Origin of the sequence: Dysgonomonas gadei ATCC BAA-286 (genome assembly GCF_000213555.1) — a bacterium.
In the GTDB taxonomy this organism is placed as follows: Bacteria; Bacteroidota; Bacteroidia; order Bacteroidales; family Dysgonomonadaceae; genus Dysgonomonas; species Dysgonomonas gadei.
The window spans coordinates 120,815-137,031 of the sequence record NZ_GL891982.1 but is presented as its reverse complement, the minus strand read 5'-3'; the positions used below and the strand labels follow the sequence as shown (position 1 = coordinate 137,031).

Sequence of the window (16,217 nt, the reverse complement as noted above, 5' to 3'; positions counted from 1 at the left end):
TTCGGAAATTAGTAAATTGAGATATAATGCTATTTACTAATTGATAAATAAGCCAATTCATTGGATCAATAAACTATGAAAATAATATCATACAACGTTAACGGTATACGTGCCGCTGTAAATAAAGGGTTATACGAATGGATGGAAAAAGAGTCGCCGGATATACTCTGTTTGCAGGAGATAAAGGCGATGGAAGAACAGATAGATGTATTGACCATTCAATCATTGGGGTATCATTATTATTTTCATTCCGCCGAGAAAAAAGGATATAGCGGAGTCGGTATTCTGACAAAAAAGAAACCGGACTTTGTGAAATCAGGTATGGATATGCCTGTGTATGATAGGGAGGGTAGGGTGCTACGTGCCGACTATGGTGATATGACAGTGATCTGTGTTTATATCCCTTCCGGAACAATGGGCGATATACGTCAGGATGTAAAAATGAAATTTCTCGCCGATTTCACCCATTTTATAAATGAACTTCGGAAAGAAAGGCCTCAGATACTTATCTGTGGCGATTATAATATTTGTCACAAACCAATTGATATCAGCCATCCGGAGCGTCATACCAAAGATTCGGGGTTCTTGCCTGAGGAACGCCAATGGTTCGACGAATATATTGCTACAGGATTGATAGATACTTTCCGTGTATATGACGAAAGTCCCGATAAATACAGTTGGTGGAGCTACCGGGCTGGAGCCAGAGGGAAGAATCTGGGCTGGCGCATCGACTATCATATCATATCGGAAGAAGCCAGACCCCGCCTTAATGGAGCGGCAATATTGAGCGATATAGATTTTTCGGATCATTGCCCGATAGTGGTGGAGATGGATTTTTAGAATAAATAATCTGAATTATATCTTTAGAGATATAGATTTAATAAATAACTAATAGCTTGTCATAAACAAGCTATTTTGCTTTTTATTTATTAATTTTGTGTCCGGAAGTCTTTACGACTTGAACATATATTATTTCTTAGTGTTAAAATGGTTAGTAAACACTAGGATTATTATTTTAAACAATATAAAATTTATAATGGCAAACTTATTAAACATAAAAGACTTGCACGCCAATGTTGAAGGCAAGGAGATACTGAAAGGATTAAACCTTGAAGTTAACGAAGGCGAAATTCATGCAATAATGGGACCTAACGGAGCAGGCAAAAGCACTTTGGCATCTGTACTTGTAGGTAACCCTAACTTTGAAGTAACAGAGGGAGAAATAGATTACAGAGGACACGACTTACTCGATATGGATCCGGAAGACAGGGCGCGTGAAGGCCTTTTCCTTAGCTTCCAGTATCCTGTGGAAATACCGGGTGTAAGTATGACTAATTTCATGCGTGCCTCTCTTAACGAAATTCGTAAGCACAGAGAACAAGAACCGATATCGGCTTCTGATTTTCTGAAAATGATAAAAGAAAAGAGAGAACTTGTAGAACTCGATAAGGATCTTGCCGGACGTTCGGTGAACGAAGGTTTTTCAGGAGGAGAGAAAAAACGTAACGAGATATTTCAGATGGCTATGCTTGAGCCGAAACTGGCAATCCTGGACGAAACCGATTCAGGGCTTGATATAGATGCACTCCGTATCGTTGCAGCCGGCGTAAACAAGCTGAGACGTAAAGATAACGCGACTGTGGTGATTACTCACTACCAACGCTTGCTGGATTATATCAAACCGGATTTTGTACATGTGCTTTACAAAGGACGTATTGTGAAAAGTGCCGGGGCTGAATTAGCTTTGGAGCTTGAAGAAAAAGGTTACGATTGGATTATTAAAGAATTTCAGGAATAATGATAGAGAATCAATATATAGACATATTCAATCAGTACAGGGATAAGATCGATGCCAAATCCGCGCCGGGGCTGAACAGCCAACGTGATAAAGCATTTGAAGCCTTTCGGAAGCAAGGTTTCCCTACAAAAAAGCTGGAGGATTACCTTTATCTGGATGTGGCGGCGGAGTTTATGCCTGATTTTGGGCTCAACTTGAACCGTGTTCCATTCCAGGGAAATCCATATGTGGCATTCAGATGTGAAATTCCTAATATGACAACGAATCTGTACTTTGTACTAAATGATTTGTTTCATCAAGAACATAGCCCTCAAGTAGAATATCCTAAGGGAGTATTTGTAGGTAGTCTAAAGCAATTTGCAGAGGAGAAACCCGAAGTTTGCAGTAAATATTACGGACAAATAGCAGATGTGAATAACAATGGTATCATTGCATTCAATACTATGTTTGCTCAGGATGGACTGGCAATATATGTACCTAAAGGAGTGATTGTTGAGGAACCGATACAGTTAATTAATATACTGAAAAGTGAGTTTAATTATCTCGTAAATCGACGTATATTGATTATTGCTGAGGACGATGCTCAGGTAAAATTGCTTATCTGTGACCATACGGTAGACGAATCCCACTTCCTGGCTACACAGGTAACCGAAATATACGCAGGACGGAATGCTGTCGTAGACTGTTACGACCTGGAAGAAAATTCGGATAAGGTAACCCGGCTGACAAATACATTTGTATTACAGGAGGGATCTTCAAACGTATTGGTGAACAATATGACATTGAATACAGGTGTGAGCCGTAACAATTACAATGTAAAGCTAAATGGTGAACATGCAGAAGCGTATGTATGTGGAATGGTTATTGCCGACAGGCAGCAATATGTAGATAACTTTGCATTCCTCGATCATGCTAAACCACACTGCACTAGTACGCAGTTGTTTAAATATGTATTGCAGGATGAGGCTAAAGGTTCTTTTTGCGGTCGTATTCTGGTAGAGAAAGATGCTCAGAAAACAATGGCATACCAGTCTAATAACAATCTTTGTATCTCGCCAAATGCAAAAATGTATGCTAAACCACAGCTCGAAATATATGCCGACGATGTAAAATGTTCTCACGGTCTCACAACAGGGCAACTGGACGAAGAAGCGCTGTTCTATCTCCGTTCGCGTGGTATAGGATATGATGCTGCGAAACTGATGTTGATGCAGGCCTTTACGGCGGGGGTTTTGGAGCATGTGCGTATCCCGCGTTTGAGAGAAAGATTGCAGGATCTGGTTGAAAAACGCTTCCGCGGAGAAAGTGCACGTTGTGGCAACTGCATGGTATGCAAATAAGATTAGTAGTTATAAACTTAAGTTATGAGTTATAAGTCGCAGGAGCTTATTCTGTTGACTGCTAACTGCTAACTGCTAACAAAAAAAAATGGATATTGAAAAAATAAGAGCCGATTTTCCTATTCTTTCCACTACCGTCTATGGTAAGCCACTTATCTATTTCGATAATGGTGCTACCACTCAAAAACCAAAATGCGTAGTAGAAGAAGTAGAAAAAGTATATTACACCACGAATGCAAATGTGCATCGTGGTGTACATCATTTAAGCCAACAGACTACAGATTTGGCAGAGGAATCCCGTGCTGTGGTGCAGCAATTCATTAATGCAAAGCATAGTAGGGAAATTATCTTTACCAAAGGTACTACAGAATCCATCAATCTGGTGGCACATAGCTTTTGCCAGCAGTTTTGCAAAGAAGGTGATGAAATTATCATTTCAGCAATGGAGCATCACGCTAATATTGTTTCCTGGCAATTGCAGGAAGAAATAAGAGGCATACGGCTAAAGGTTATCCCGATCAACGAAAAAGGTGAGCTGAGGATGGATGAGTTCAAAAAGCTCATATCACCAAAGACTCGCTTAGTATCGGTTATGCATATTTCGAATGTATTGGGTACGGTGAATCCGATAGAAGATATTATTGAGATTGCGCATGGCCACGATATTCCTGTACTAATAGATGCGGCACAGTCTGTGCAACACATGGAGGTAGATGTGCAAAAGCTCGATTGCGACTTTCTTGTTTTCTCGGCACATAAAGTATATGGCCCAAATGGAGTAGGGGTACTTTACGGAAAAGAGAAGTGGCTGAACCATATGCCCCCCTATCAGGGAGGTGGGGAAATGATAAGTCAGGTTTCATTTAAGAAGACGACATTCAATGAATTACCATTCAAATTTGAAGCCGGTACACCCAATTATCCGGATGTAATAGCCTTCGCGAAAGCTATAAACTATATAAAAAATATAGGACTGGACTCAATAAAAGAATACGAAGACCAGTTATTAAGCTATTGTACCGATGAATTGAAGAAAATAGAAAATATCCGTATTTTCGGCACTTCTGACAATAAGAGCAGTGTTATTTCGTTTCTTATAGGAAATATTCATCATTACGATATGGGAATGCTTTTGGATAAAATGGGAATAGCTGTTCGTACAGGTCACCATTGTGCCCAGCCGCTTATGGAAGAGCTTGGTATAGAAGGTACTGTAAGAATTTCGATTGCATTTTATAATACAAGGGAAGAGATAGATAAGCTCATCGAAGGCATAAAACGGGTAGTTACCATGTTTGACTAATGACAGCTATTAATCTCAAAAAAACATAATTGTAAAAGTTTATTTTCAAATTATAAAAGCTTTGTGTAAATTTGCAAACTAATTTTTGAGTAGAATGAAGATTAAAATTCTGTGTACACTATTATTGGCCTTATTATTAGCTTCGTGTGGAGAGTATAATAAAATACTGAAAAGCCGTGATGCCGAGCTGAAATATACATATGCCAAGAAATATTTCGATGAAAAAAAATATGGTAGGACTACTACCTTGTTGGACGAAATTCTTTCTACATACACAGGCTCCTCCAAAGAGCAGGAGATTTTGTTTCTTATGGCGCAGGCCTATTTCTATGATAAAGATTATACTACTGCTACTCAATATTATACAAGATACTATAACAAATTTCCTAAAGGGGACTATACCGAACTGGCAAGGTTTAACGCCGCGTACGGTCTGTATTTAGATTCTCCTGATGCCCGTTTGGATCAGACAAGTACGATAAGGGGGATTCAGGAATTCCAAAATTTCCTTGAGTATTTTCCTCAAAGTGAAAAGGCTCCCGAGGCTCAGGATTTGATGTTCAAACTGCAGGAAAAACTGTCTTATAAAGAGTTTTTGGCTGCCCGCCTTTATTTCAACTTAGGGTTGTATATGGGTAATAATTATGAATCTTGTATTGTTACATCACGTGAAGCGCTGAAGAATTACCCATTTTCGGAGTTCTCAGAAGAATTTCAGATACTTATTGTGAGATCAAGATATGAACTGGCATATTACAGTATTGAAGAAAAGAAACCTACCCGCTACCGTGAATTGATGGACGAACATTTCAACTATAAGAATATGTTTCCTAGCGGAAAATACCTCAAAGAAAGTGAAAGATACTACCGTCAGGCTTTAAAAGCGCTTGGACAGGAAGCCGATCAGATCACCAATGAGGCAGTACAACAAGAATTAAGTAAATAAGCAAAATATTCTACTAATATAAATTAAAGGATTAAAATGGATTACAGAAAATCAAATGCAGCCAGCAATACAGTTACCAGAGATATGATGACTTTGTCGGAAGATACAGGTAATGTATATGAAACTGTGAGAATCATAGCTAAACGTTCTAATCAGATTTCTGTTGAAATGAAACAGGATTTGGATAAAAAGCTGCAGGAATTTGCTTCATATAACGACAATCTGGAAGAAGTTTTCGAAAACAGAGAACAAATAGAAATTTCCCGTTATTATGAGAAGCTGCCTAAAGCAACGCTGATCGCTGCTCAGGAATATACAGAAGGTAAACTTTATTACAGGAATCCAAACAAAGATAAAGACAACTTCTAAAAAATACGAATGATACAACGTATACAGACAGTATTTCTACTTTTGGTGGTGATATTGATGGGAGCCACGGCTTTTTGCCCATTGGTCGAAATCGTAAACGGAACCCCTCAGTTGTCTACCGCTTTCCATTCTTACGGAATAGGAGTTGATTTCCCTACATGGGGAGTTCTGATTTTCGCTGTTGCAAGTGGATTATTGGCATTGGTCAATATCTTTCTTTATAAGAAAAGAAAGTTACAGATAAATATAGGCTATTTGACAGCTATCCTGATAGTTGTGTATTATATTACAGCACTGGTGTATATGAATGCTTTTTTAGGACAAATAGATAGTGCTTATAATATAAATCTCCAATTCGGCATTATATTTCCGGTTGTAGCGCTTATTTTTGATTTGTTGGCTATTTCCCGGATAAAGAAAGATGAAAAGCTGGTAAAATCGTTAGATCGTATACGGTAATAAATAAGAAATAATTAAAAAGGAGAAGATCGAAATCTTCTCCTTTTTTGTATTTATGTAAATGATGAGATATCATTATTTATTCCGGCTCTTCAGTATCGAGACAGAAAGGGTGTCCCGCAGGGTCAATCATCGTTCTTGATGTTCTGAAATATTGCTCTTCAGCAAGTTTAGCTCCATATTTTACAGCGGTTTGTACAGCTTCCTCCAAATTATCTACATAGAAGTCGAGATGTATCATTTGTCCTTGTTTTCCTTGTGTCCAAGGCCATACCGGTGCTTCATAGCCCTCTACTTCCTGAAATGCAATTACTGTACCTGATGGAGATGTAATTGCAGCCCATCCGTTTGCCTGTGGATGTGTCCATTCCCAATCCAATAGCTTACTATAAAAATCGGCCATGATACCTGCGTCAGCGCAATCTATTACAATATTGATCTTTTTTATTGATAACTTGTTTTCAAAACCTGTACTCATATATCCTTGCTTTAAAGTCACTGATATATGATTATTTTTTCTTTACATCTATCCAGGTCAGTTTTTTCCATACATATTCAAGCGGTCCATGTTTGTGGCTTTTCATCCACCAGTAACAGAAGAAATATTGCAATATAAATAGCACTATTCCCAGCAAGAGCGAATAAGTAATTCCCAGTTTATTATGCATACCCAATCCCCAGTTATAGAAAATAAATGAACCTACAACAGATTGCATAATATAATTAGTCAATGTCATTTTTCCATAAGGGCGAAGTTTATCCAACCAGTTATGTCCTTTAACGGTATGATAGTAAACAAGAATTATCAGGGATACCAGAAATGCCATAAAGCCCATATTAGCCAGCGATCTTATAATTAAGTGCAAAGGTGTTAATATTGCCTTGTTCTCTATAAATCCGGAAAGCATACTTACTAACCCGTTTAAAGGGAAAAAGCAAATAATTCCGACTACTAAAACTCTCATCCAGAAGCGGCTGTTCTTTTCATTGTGTAGCAATAGACCTGCTTTACCGATTACCATACCGAACATAAATAAGGCCGGAGTCTGGAAGAAGCGGGCGTTTTCCCATGCCCAAGCGAGGCTGGCTAGCTGCCCGTCCCAAAGATTCATCTTTACTGTTTCAAGGAAAGTTCCATTACTTTGTACCGGATATGCCTGAGCCCAGTAATAATTGGCTAAAGGTTCTGCCGGAATATAATCCGGATTGAATAAGGCGTAAAAGAGTTTACCCCATTCCATCGGCTGTAATATGAGTATTGTAGCAATGATAACGACAGTCTTAATCTTTAGCCGGGCCACAAAAATGAGGGATATGCCGACAATGGAATAAAGCACCAATATTTCCCCTGTGAAGAACATGGCATTAATATTTCCCCAAATGAATAAGAGGAACAGCCGCCACAGGAAACGCAGTCTGAAATCATTTCCTCTTTGCAACTGGTTGTTGTCCTGTATAAAGAAACTGAATCCAAACAAGAGGGCAAAAATGCCATAAGCTTTCCCTCCAAAAATAAAGAAAAGGGAATCCCATATAGATTTGTCAGTAAACTGTAACAAGGGACTGTCGGTCTCCGGAAATGAATAAAAATTGAAATGTTCAATACTGTGAAGGAGAAAAATTCCCATAATGGAGAATCCTCTCAGGGCATCTGCGACATCGATTCGCTGTTGTGTCTTAATCATGATAATCAGTTACAAAATTTAGAGATGCAAGATATTACTATTTTTTCTAAATAAATGTAGAATAATTATTCATTTTGGACCTACGGATTCGTCTTTTTAATATACGGACCCGTTTTACCCTATTATCTCCATCAAAGCCATACAAGCCGTCTCTACATTCGGAATATGCTGAATACTTACCGAGCGTTTACCGTTACGTTCTTTCAGTTCGCAACTGCGCGGATACTTCTGTATATAATCCAGTAGTTTATCAAAGGCTTTCGACTGATAGTAGGGTGACTCCGGATTGGAGATAAGGAACAGACTCATACGCCCGCCTTTCAGTACCACCTTTTCTATACCGAGTGTTTTTGCCAGTATCCGTAAACGAACGACCATGATTAGTTCGCGACCTTCGGGTGGTATTTTACCGAAGCGGTCTTCGAGCCGTAATATAAAGTTCTGCACGTCTGTTTCGCGTTCCATATTATCCAACTCGCGATAAAGTGTGATGCGTTCCGAATCATTCGGAATATATGTGGCAGGGAATAGTAATTCCAGATCGCTTTCTATCTGTACATCATCCACAAAATTATCTCCGGCTATTTTTTCATCGCCATCAGTTTCATGGTAAAGGTCAGCAAATTCATCATTTTTCAGTTCATTAACCGCTTCTGTCAATATTTTTTGATATACCTCATATCCTAAATCGGCGATAAATCCGCTTTGCTCTGCTCCGAGTAAATTTCCTGCACCCCGTATATCCAGGTCCTGCATCGCAATATGGAAGCCATGACCAAGCTCCGAAAAGTTCTCTATTGCCTGTAAACGTCTTCTGGCTTCGGGTGTCAATGTATGGAGGGGAGGAGCAAGGAGGTATGCAAAAGCCTTTTTATTGCTTCGCCCCACACGTCCGCGAAGCTGGTGCAAATCGCTCAACCCGAAGTTCTGCGCATTGTTTACGATGATTGTATTTGCATTCGGTATGTCTATTCCCGATTCTATGATAGATGTGGCGATAAGTACATCATATTCATGGTTTACGAAATCTATAATTACCGATTCCAGTTTGGCAGGGTCCATTTGTCCGTGACCGACTACTACGCGTGCATCAGGAACTTCGCGGCGGATAATATCCTCCAGTTCGTAAATGTTTTTTATACGATTGTTTATGAAGAAGACCTGCCCATTGCGGCTCATTTCAAATTCTATGGCTTCGCGTATGATATGCGGGTCGAATGTGTGCACTTCGGTCTGAATAGGATAGCGGTTTGGCGGTGGGGTAGTGATGGCAGATAAATCCCGTGCACCCATCAACGAGAACTGTAGTGTACGCGGAATAGGAGTGGCTGTCATCGTGAGTGTATCCACATTCGATTTCATCTGTTTCAGCTTTTCTTTTACTGCTACTCCGAATTTTTGTTCCTCGTCTATTATCAGTAGTCCAAGGTCTTTAAACTGTATGTCCTTACTCACTATGCGGTGAGTCCCTATCAGTACATCTACCTTACCCTCCTTCAGATCGTTCAGAGTTTCTTTTATCTGGTTTGCACTGCGAGCACGGCTGATGTATTCTACACGGCACGGAAAATCCTTCAGCCGTTCCCTGAATGTCTGGTAATGCTGATACGCCAGTACGGTAGTGGGTACTAGTACAGCTACTTGTTTGTTGTCTGATACAGCCTTGAAAGCCCCCCGGATAGCCACTTCCGTTTTACCGAAACCTACATCTCCGCATATGAGCCGGTCCATAGGTTTACTGTTTTCCATATCCTGCTTTACGTCGGCCGTTGCTTTCACCTGATCGGGAGTATCCTCATAGATAAAGGATGCTTCCAATTCATGCTGTAAGAATGAATCGGGAGAAAACTTGAATCCTTCTTCCTGACGTCGTTTAGCATATAATTGAATCAGGTCGCGGGCAATATCTTTTACTTTGCTTTTGGTTTTTTCCTTTATCTTGTTCCAGGCGCCGGTTCCCAGTTTATTGATGCGAGGCGGTTCGCCTTCTTTGCCTCTGTATTTAGATATTTTATGCAGGGCATGCAGGGATACAAAGATGGAATCGTTGTTGAGATATATCAGCTTGATAAGCTCCTGCATCTTCCCGTTCATATCGGAGCGGACAAGCCCGCCGAATTGTCCTACACCGTGGTCGATATGAACAATGTAGTCGCCTATCTGAAATTGTTGCAGTTCTTTGAGTGATAGGGCAAACTTACCGGAACGCACCCTGTCCGATTTCAGGTTATATTTATGATAGCGGTCGAATAACTGGTGGTCCGTAAAACAGCATATTTTTAATGTTTCGTCACTGAACCCTTCCGATAATGTCCTTTCTACCGGTATAAAGGTAATATCGTCGCCCCTGTCTTCGAAGATAGATTGCAGGCGCTTGTGCTGCTTTTCACTATCGCTCAGAATGTATATTCTGAAGCCTTTCCCTATATCCTTGTGGAAAGTCTCACTTATCAGGTCAAAGTTTTTATGGAAGGGTGGTTGGAGGTTTGTCTCAAACTCTATGGTTGCTTCAGGTATACCGCCCGCTCTTGCTCCGAAATGAATATGTCTGAATCCGTTTATCAGGTTTGCATATTCTTCCCTGTCGGATAATTTATTCTGTATGTCTTTTTCATATTCGGGATTGTCGAGAATTGCAGAGTCATTGTAGACAGATTCTACTTTTTCTTCGGCCCATGCAAAGTCTTTGAATCCGATTATGCTGTCTTTAGGAATCAGTTTTAATAATGAGTCCCTGTCCAGGTCGGATTTTTGCATATCAGGTATAATCTGTATCTGTTGCAAACGCTCTTTTGACAATTGTGTCTCTATATCGAATGTGCGTATTGTATTCACTTCATCGCCGAAAAAGTCGATACGGTACGGAAATTCGTAAGAGAATGAAAATACGTCGAGAATACTTCCGCGAATAGCATACTGCCCCGGCTCATAAACATAGTCTACATATTCGAATCCAAAGCTATCCAGCATTTCCGATACAAAGTTGCGGTCTACTTCTTCGTTAGCATTGATGTGTATTGTATTTTTTTCCAGGATACTTTTTGCTACAACTTTCTCTGCGAGCGCTTCCGGATATGTAATTATGATCAGATGCTTGTTGTCGGTCTGTAGTTTACCCATCACTTCGGTACGAAGTATTTCATTTGCAGCATCTATCTGTCCGTATTTGATCGCACGTTTATATGCTGACGGGAAGAACAGTACTTTGTCCGTATCGAGTATCTGTATCAGGTCGTGATAAAAATAGCCTGCACTTTCCAGGTCGTTCAGGATGTACAGGAAACAGTTGTCCGTTTTATGATAGATGGCTGCTGCAAACATCGCAGCAGATGAGCCTTGTAGTCCTTTTGCATAAAGACTTTTATGCTTTGGCAAAATATTAACAACAGCAGATATGTTTTTATGAGACTCGAAAACCTCTTGTAAAGCAGCTAATTTCAATGTAGTAAACTTATTTAATTTTCGGGATACAAAAATAGTAAAAACATACCACAAATTTTATACCAATATTTAGTTCTGATTTGAATTAACCAGCTGAATCAATAATAAAAGAGCGAGAACCATAAATTCTCACTCTTTCTACTGGATAAAATACGATATTATTTTCTTAATGTCAGTATTTCTTTTACTGTATCGGCTGTTATATTATGGCATTCGCCTAACTTCCAGCCACGTTCGGCAAGTCGTTTGCTTACCTTTTCCACAGCTTCGTCACCGAGGTTATAATCGGACAAATGTGTTTTAGCATCCATTGTTTCAAAGAAATTTTCTACAGCTTTTATTGTCTTTTCTATAGCTCCGTCACCTTGTATGCCGAATACTTCGCGGCCAAGACGGATTATTTTCTTCGACTTCTGTTCTTTCAGCACGGTCATTACTCCCGGCAATACGATCGCTAATGTTTGCGCATGGTCTAAGCCGTAGAATGCTGTAATCTCATGGCCTATCATATGTGTAGCCCAGTCCTGAGGTACACCGCAGTTTATCCATCCGTTCAGTGCCCATGTTGATGCCCACATCAGGTTTGCGCGTACATCATAATTATGGGGATCGCTCAACGCTTTCGGACCTTCTTCTACCAGTGTTTTAACGATGGCTTCGGCCATATTATCCTGGAGCAAGGAATTACTCTCATTATATGTGAGATATTGCTCCATCACATGTACAAATGCATCTACAACACCGTTCCCTACCTGACGTACAGGCAGACTGAATGTTACTGTAGGGTCGAGTACAGAAAATAACGGATAGGTGAAATCGGAAGAGAAGGCGAGCTTTTCCTCTGTAGATACACGGGTGATAACACCCCCATTATTCATTTCCGAGCCTGTGGCCGGCAAAGTAATAATATCGGCAAAAGGCATCGCCTTTTTTATCTCACTGCCTTTCGACAGGATATCCCAAGGTTCGCTGCCTTCGAAAAGGGCAGCCGCCGCAATAAATTTTGTAGCATCAAGCACCGAGCCTCCACCAACGGACAGAAGAAAGGTGATCCCTTTTTCCTTAATGAATTCCACGGCTTTCATGCAAGTCTCATAATGCGGATTAGGTTCTATTCCTGCGAATTCGTACCATTCAAAGCCTTTGAGGGCTTTCATAGTCTGGTCGTATACTCCGTTCTTTTTGATACTGCCGCCACCATAAGTAATCAATACTTTACTACCCTGTGGTATTTCGTTTGTTATTTCCTTGATTGTATCTTTCCCGAATATGATTTTTACGGGATTTGCATAAGTGAAGTTGTTCATAATTGTATCTTTTGTAATTGGAACAAAGGTATATCATTTGATAGAATATGTAATAGTTTAATTATTAAAGTTGTTAAAAAAACAGTCTAAATGGACACGGACAATACAATATATTTTATCAAAAGGAATAACCCCGATCTTTTTATTTACTTTTATCCATCAAAAAATAGAAGGATGAAAAAACTTTCGGTTTTAATATTTTTGTTGCTCAGCAGTGCCACTATTTTCGGACAAATCAATCCGGAAGATTCTACAGTGCAAGTCATAGCTTACTGGGATAAAGGGGAGACTCACAATTATAAGGTTATCAACAAGAAGACTCAGTTGAAAAATGAAGAAATTATTTCTTCAGATTCTGTAGTTTATAATGTGGAATTATCGGTATTAGATTCTACGGCAAATTCATATAGCATACAGTGGCTTTATAAGGATAATGTAAATAAAGACCTGAAAGTAATATATAAAACAAATGAACTGGGCGAATTTGAGGAAGTTCTGAACTGGGAAGAAATAAGGGATTTTGTAAACAGGACGACAAACAGTATTCTGCAAGGTTTAAAAAAAGGAGAAACGAGTGATGAGTCACTGGATAAGTTGGAAAAAGAAATTACATCAACTTTTTCAACTAAAGAGGCGATAGAGTCGGTAGGAGTGAACGAAATTGTTCAATATCATATGTTTCACGGTGTTACATATAAGTTAGGTGATTATATGGAGGGTGAAATTGAGGTGCCGAATGTATTGGGTTCTAAACCCTTCACAGCCAATACTTATTTCGGACTGGAAGAGATTATGTCGGATGAAGAATATTTGCTGAAATCGGTACAAAGCATAGATAAAGAACAACTGACGGTGGCTACACTTGAGTATTTAAAGAAGCTATCGGAATCGGTTGGTAAAAGTTTTGATACGGAAGCAGTCCGGAATATGCAATTTGAGAATGAAACCACCACTCATTCGGCCCTTCATGATTCGGGCTGGGTTATTTACAGTATTATGCAAAAGGTCGTTACCAATGGCGATATAACTGTAATAAACGAATGTTCCATAGAAATGGAGTAGGCTTTTAAAATTCTGCAAGTAACCTAACATTCAGTTGTCTTCCCGTCAAATAATTAGGTACGGCATGGTGTTGATTATTCACATCTGTTATCCAGTAATAAGTATTTGTATTCTGCATGTCGAAGATATTAAACGCATCCAGTCCCAGCCATATGTTTTTAAAGGCTTTGCAGAATGAATTCCTGTTGCGGATCGCAAAGTCTTCACCGAGTATCAGCCATGAGAAGCCGATGTCGATTCGTTTATAATTAGGCGTACGGAAATATCCGGTTTCATAGCCTTTGTATGGCGCAGATACGGGCAGCCCTTGCGACCATAGACCGCGCAGACTCATTTTTAAACGTTCATATCCTGGGAAATAGTCCTGATAGAAGAGAGCGAAATTGAATCGCTGATCGGTAGGCAGAGGTACTTTTATCCCGTTTATATCCTGTTCGGTCTTCATAAACGACAGGCTTATCCAACTATCTGCCCCGGGAATAAATTCACCGTATAATTTTACGTCAGCTCCCATCGAATAACCTTTGGAGGAGTTCTCGCCTGTGTATCTTATCTTTACATTGTTGACAGTATACGGTACAAGGTCGGATAATTTCTTGTAATATACTTCACCTGATAATTTGAATGGGGGAATATTCTTCTGTATATCCCGTCCGAAGTAATAATCGGCACCCAGTACAATATGTATCGACTTCTGTGACTTAATGTCTTTATTCAGCTCTGTGACATTATTACCATCTACATTAACAATGCGCTGAAATTCTTTATAAAAAGGAGCCTGGTAATACACTCCTCCCGCTACCCGCAACGAAAGATTATCCAGCCCTGCCGGCACAAAAGCCAATGCTCCGCGCGGACTTACAATCAGTTCTTCATTGAAAGTCCAGTAGCTGGCACGCACACCTGCATTGAGTATGAATAAGCCTGCATCTGTACTGAAATTGTAAGTATCTTGTATATATCCCGAAATACGGGTAGGGTTGATTTTGTTATCCGATTTCAGGTTCGAAAATACATTTACATCGGTTCCGGTACTCGGTAGGGAGTAGCCTGCCGAGTCGCGCATTTCCCATTCCTTTATCTTATCGTTTATTTTTTCCTTTTGGTAGCTGATACTCCATTTCAGCATGTTACGGTCTATCTTCAGATTGCCGGAATGAGTGAAAGTATATACATCCGACTTCAACTTATTGCGCGCATGTTCATGGTAGGTGCCTATAGCCAGTTGTGACCCGATATTTTCATCATCGCCTGTCAGACTTGACTCCTGTAAAAGATAGCGTCCGTCTATGTCGTATCGTTCCTGTTCGTCGGATGAAAAAGCGGAGGCTGTAAGCCCGATATTCAGATTGTCTGTGACCTTCCCTCTTAAAGTCAGTGCCCCCTGATAAGTAAGGAAGCTGTCATTTTCCCATCCATTGAAATGGACTGTAAATGTACGGGGAGACGTTAATGTGCCAAATGATGTTTCGCGGGTTTCGGGTGTAAATTCATATTTATTATAGGAATAATTCCCTAAGAAACCGGCTTCCCATTTAGAACCCAGTTTATAAGTGATATATGTCTGGAAGTCGAGAAAAGAAGGGTCATACTCGGCTTTTGTATCGGTAGTGCTCAACAGGGAGCGCAATGTTTTATACCTGACGCTGGTAACCTGTGAAAATTTTTCAGAGGAATTACCTACATATATCTCTCCACCGAGCAGTCCTGCCGAAACAGCGCCTTCGAATCGCTGCGGCCTTTTATAGGTAATATCCAGTACCGACGACATTTTATCTCCATACTCGGCGCTGAAACCTCCGGCAGAAAAGCCGACCGTCTGTACCATATTGGGATTGATAAAGCTCAGGCCTTCCTGTTGCGCCGACCGTACTAGCAGGGGGCGATATATCTCTATGCCGTTTACATAGACAATGTTTTCATCAAAGTTTCCTCCACGTACCGAATATTGGTTACTCAACTCATTTGTAGAGCTTACTCCTCCCATAGTGGCCAGGAGGGACTCTATGCTATTCCAAGGGTTTGAAGGGCGCCTGGCAGCTATATAGTCGATTCGTCCGATTACGGTCGTAACCATGCGTTCACCTTCCACTGTAACAGGAGCCAGGCTATTATCTTCTTCGTACAGTGTAACACTCAGATTGAAATCTTTTGCCAACTTAGGTATGACATAGAGGTGCTTCCGGTAGCCGATCAGTGAGAAAATAAGTTTGACAGAATCACCCGGCAATACCTCCAGTTCGTAGAATCCGTAGTTATTTGTATATACACCATTGCTTGTATTTTGTTGTGATACCGACACCTGTTCCAGCGGACGGAAATCCTTATCTGTAACTATTCCTGCAATTTTTACTTTCTGCGCATAGGAAGAAACCGAAATTAAAAAGAGTAATAAAAGGAATTGTTTTTTAGCCATTGTTTAGCGTTTGGTTTTTAAATAACAAATTTATGGATATATTTCCGGAGGACAAATAATTATTACAGATTATATTTATCTATATCTACGG

The 16,217-nt window shown here is 40.0% G+C and carries 13 protein-coding genes; 8 read left to right on the top strand and 5 right to left on the bottom strand.

Features of this window, described 5'->3' with window-relative positions; genetic code table 11:
* Positions 1-75 precede the first annotated feature (75 nt).
* The 7 genes from HMPREF9455_RS08970 (at position 76) to HMPREF9455_RS08940 (ending at position 6,215) form a co-directional block, all read left to right on the top strand.
* Positions 76-840 carry an exodeoxyribonuclease III gene (locus tag HMPREF9455_RS08970; protein WP_006799337.1) on the top strand — a complete coding sequence of 255 codons (765 nt, stop codon included), beginning with the start codon at positions 76-78 and terminating at the stop codon, positions 838-840.
* A gap of 196 nt (positions 841-1,036) precedes the next feature.
* Complete coding sequence (gene sufC / locus HMPREF9455_RS08965) at positions 1,037-1,798, top strand: Fe-S cluster assembly ATPase SufC (protein WP_006799336.1); 762 nt, start codon at positions 1,037-1,039, stop codon at positions 1,796-1,798.
* A complete protein-coding gene (gene sufD / locus HMPREF9455_RS08960; protein WP_006799335.1) occupies positions 1,798-3,138 on the top strand; it encodes a Fe-S cluster assembly protein SufD in 1,341 nt (446 codons plus the stop codon). The genes sufC and sufD overlap by 1 nt, the downstream gene beginning before the upstream one ends.
* Before the next feature lie 88 nt (positions 3,139-3,226).
* Positions 3,227-4,441, top strand: a complete 1,215-nt coding sequence (locus tag HMPREF9455_RS08955; RefSeq protein ID WP_006799334.1) for an aminotransferase class V-fold PLP-dependent enzyme — start codon at positions 3,227-3,229, stop codon at positions 4,439-4,441.
* A gap of 94 nt (positions 4,442-4,535) precedes the next feature.
* Positions 4,536-5,387 (top strand): outer membrane protein assembly factor BamD, encoded by an 852-nt coding sequence (locus tag HMPREF9455_RS08950; RefSeq protein WP_006799333.1) that lies wholly within the window; start codon positions 4,536-4,538, stop codon positions 5,385-5,387.
* Between the two features lie 36 nt (positions 5,388-5,423).
* Complete coding sequence (locus tag HMPREF9455_RS08945) at positions 5,424-5,756, top strand: DNA-directed RNA polymerase subunit omega (RefSeq protein WP_006799332.1); 333 nt, start codon at positions 5,424-5,426, stop codon at positions 5,754-5,756.
* Between the two features lie 9 nt (positions 5,757-5,765).
* Positions 5,766-6,215: a DUF4293 domain-containing protein gene (locus HMPREF9455_RS08940; RefSeq protein ID WP_006799331.1), complete on the top strand. Its 450-nt coding sequence runs from the start codon at positions 5,766-5,768 to the stop codon at positions 6,213-6,215.
* A gap of 79 nt (positions 6,216-6,294) precedes the next feature.
* On the opposite strand, the gene HMPREF9455_RS08935 is transcribed toward HMPREF9455_RS08940, so the two are convergent.
* The 4 genes from HMPREF9455_RS08935 to HMPREF9455_RS08920 form a co-directional block, all read right to left on the bottom strand.
* The gene (locus tag HMPREF9455_RS08935; RefSeq protein ID WP_006799330.1) at positions 6,295-6,693 is read right to left on the bottom strand and encodes a VOC family protein; all 399 of its coding nucleotides are present in this window, start codon (positions 6,691-6,693) and stop codon (positions 6,295-6,297) included.
* Positions 6,694-6,724: 31 nt separating this feature from the next.
* Positions 6,725-7,900, bottom strand: a complete 1,176-nt coding sequence (locus HMPREF9455_RS08930; RefSeq protein ID WP_006799329.1) for a DUF418 domain-containing protein — start codon at positions 7,898-7,900, stop codon at positions 6,725-6,727.
* 114 nt (positions 7,901-8,014) lie between these two features.
* A complete protein-coding gene (gene mfd, locus HMPREF9455_RS08925) occupies positions 8,015-11,341 on the bottom strand; it encodes a transcription-repair coupling factor (protein ID WP_006799328.1) in 3,327 nt (1,108 codons plus the stop codon).
* Positions 11,342-11,499: 158 nt separating this feature from the next.
* A complete protein-coding gene (locus tag HMPREF9455_RS08920) occupies positions 11,500-12,648 on the bottom strand; it encodes an iron-containing alcohol dehydrogenase (protein WP_006799327.1) in 1,149 nt (382 codons plus the stop codon).
* A 174-nt stretch (positions 12,649-12,822) separates the two neighbouring features.
* Here HMPREF9455_RS08920 and HMPREF9455_RS08915 point away from each other — a divergent pair, with 174 nt between their 5' ends.
* A complete protein-coding gene (locus tag HMPREF9455_RS08915) occupies positions 12,823-13,710 on the top strand; it encodes a hypothetical protein (RefSeq protein ID WP_148401868.1) in 888 nt (295 codons plus the stop codon).
* A 4-nt stretch (positions 13,711-13,714) separates the two neighbouring features.
* On the opposite strand, the gene HMPREF9455_RS08910 is transcribed toward HMPREF9455_RS08915, so the two are convergent.
* Positions 13,715-16,126 (bottom strand): TonB-dependent receptor, encoded by a 2,412-nt coding sequence (locus HMPREF9455_RS08910; RefSeq protein ID WP_006799325.1) that lies wholly within the window; start codon positions 16,124-16,126, stop codon positions 13,715-13,717.
* Between the last annotated feature and the right edge of the window lie 91 nt (positions 16,127-16,217).

Excerpts from the sequence above, each read along its gene's own strand:
- sufC (WP_006799336.1), top strand. The coding sequence starts at position 1,037 with ATGGCAAACTTATTAAACATAAAAGACTTGCACGCCAATGTTGAAGGC.
- HMPREF9455_RS08940 (WP_006799331.1), top strand. The coding sequence starts at position 5,766 with ATGATACAACGTATACAGACAGTATTTCTACTTTTGGTGGTGATATTG.
- HMPREF9455_RS08950 (WP_006799333.1), top strand. The coding sequence starts at position 4,536 with ATGAAGATTAAAATTCTGTGTACACTATTATTGGCCTTATTATTAGCT.
- sufD (WP_006799335.1), top strand. The coding sequence starts at position 1,798 with ATGATAGAGAATCAATATATAGACATATTCAATCAGTACAGGGATAAG.
- HMPREF9455_RS08920 (WP_006799327.1), bottom strand. The coding sequence starts at position 12,648 with ATGAACAACTTCACTTATGCAAATCCCGTAAAAATCATATTCGGGAAA.
- HMPREF9455_RS08910 (WP_006799325.1), bottom strand. The coding sequence starts at position 16,126 with ATGGCTAAAAAACAATTCCTTTTATTACTCTTTTTAATTTCGGTTTCT.
- HMPREF9455_RS08955 (WP_006799334.1), top strand. The coding sequence starts at position 3,227 with ATGGATATTGAAAAAATAAGAGCCGATTTTCCTATTCTTTCCACTACC.
- HMPREF9455_RS08915 (WP_148401868.1), top strand. The coding sequence starts at position 12,823 with ATGAAAAAACTTTCGGTTTTAATATTTTTGTTGCTCAGCAGTGCCACT.
- HMPREF9455_RS08935 (WP_006799330.1), bottom strand. The coding sequence starts at position 6,693 with ATGAGTACAGGTTTTGAAAACAAGTTATCAATAAAAAAGATCAATATT.
- HMPREF9455_RS08930 (WP_006799329.1), bottom strand. The coding sequence starts at position 7,900 with ATGATTAAGACACAACAGCGAATCGATGTCGCAGATGCCCTGAGAGGA.
- HMPREF9455_RS08945 (WP_006799332.1), top strand. The coding sequence starts at position 5,424 with ATGGATTACAGAAAATCAAATGCAGCCAGCAATACAGTTACCAGAGAT.
- HMPREF9455_RS08970 (WP_006799337.1), top strand. The coding sequence starts at position 76 with ATGAAAATAATATCATACAACGTTAACGGTATACGTGCCGCTGTAAAT.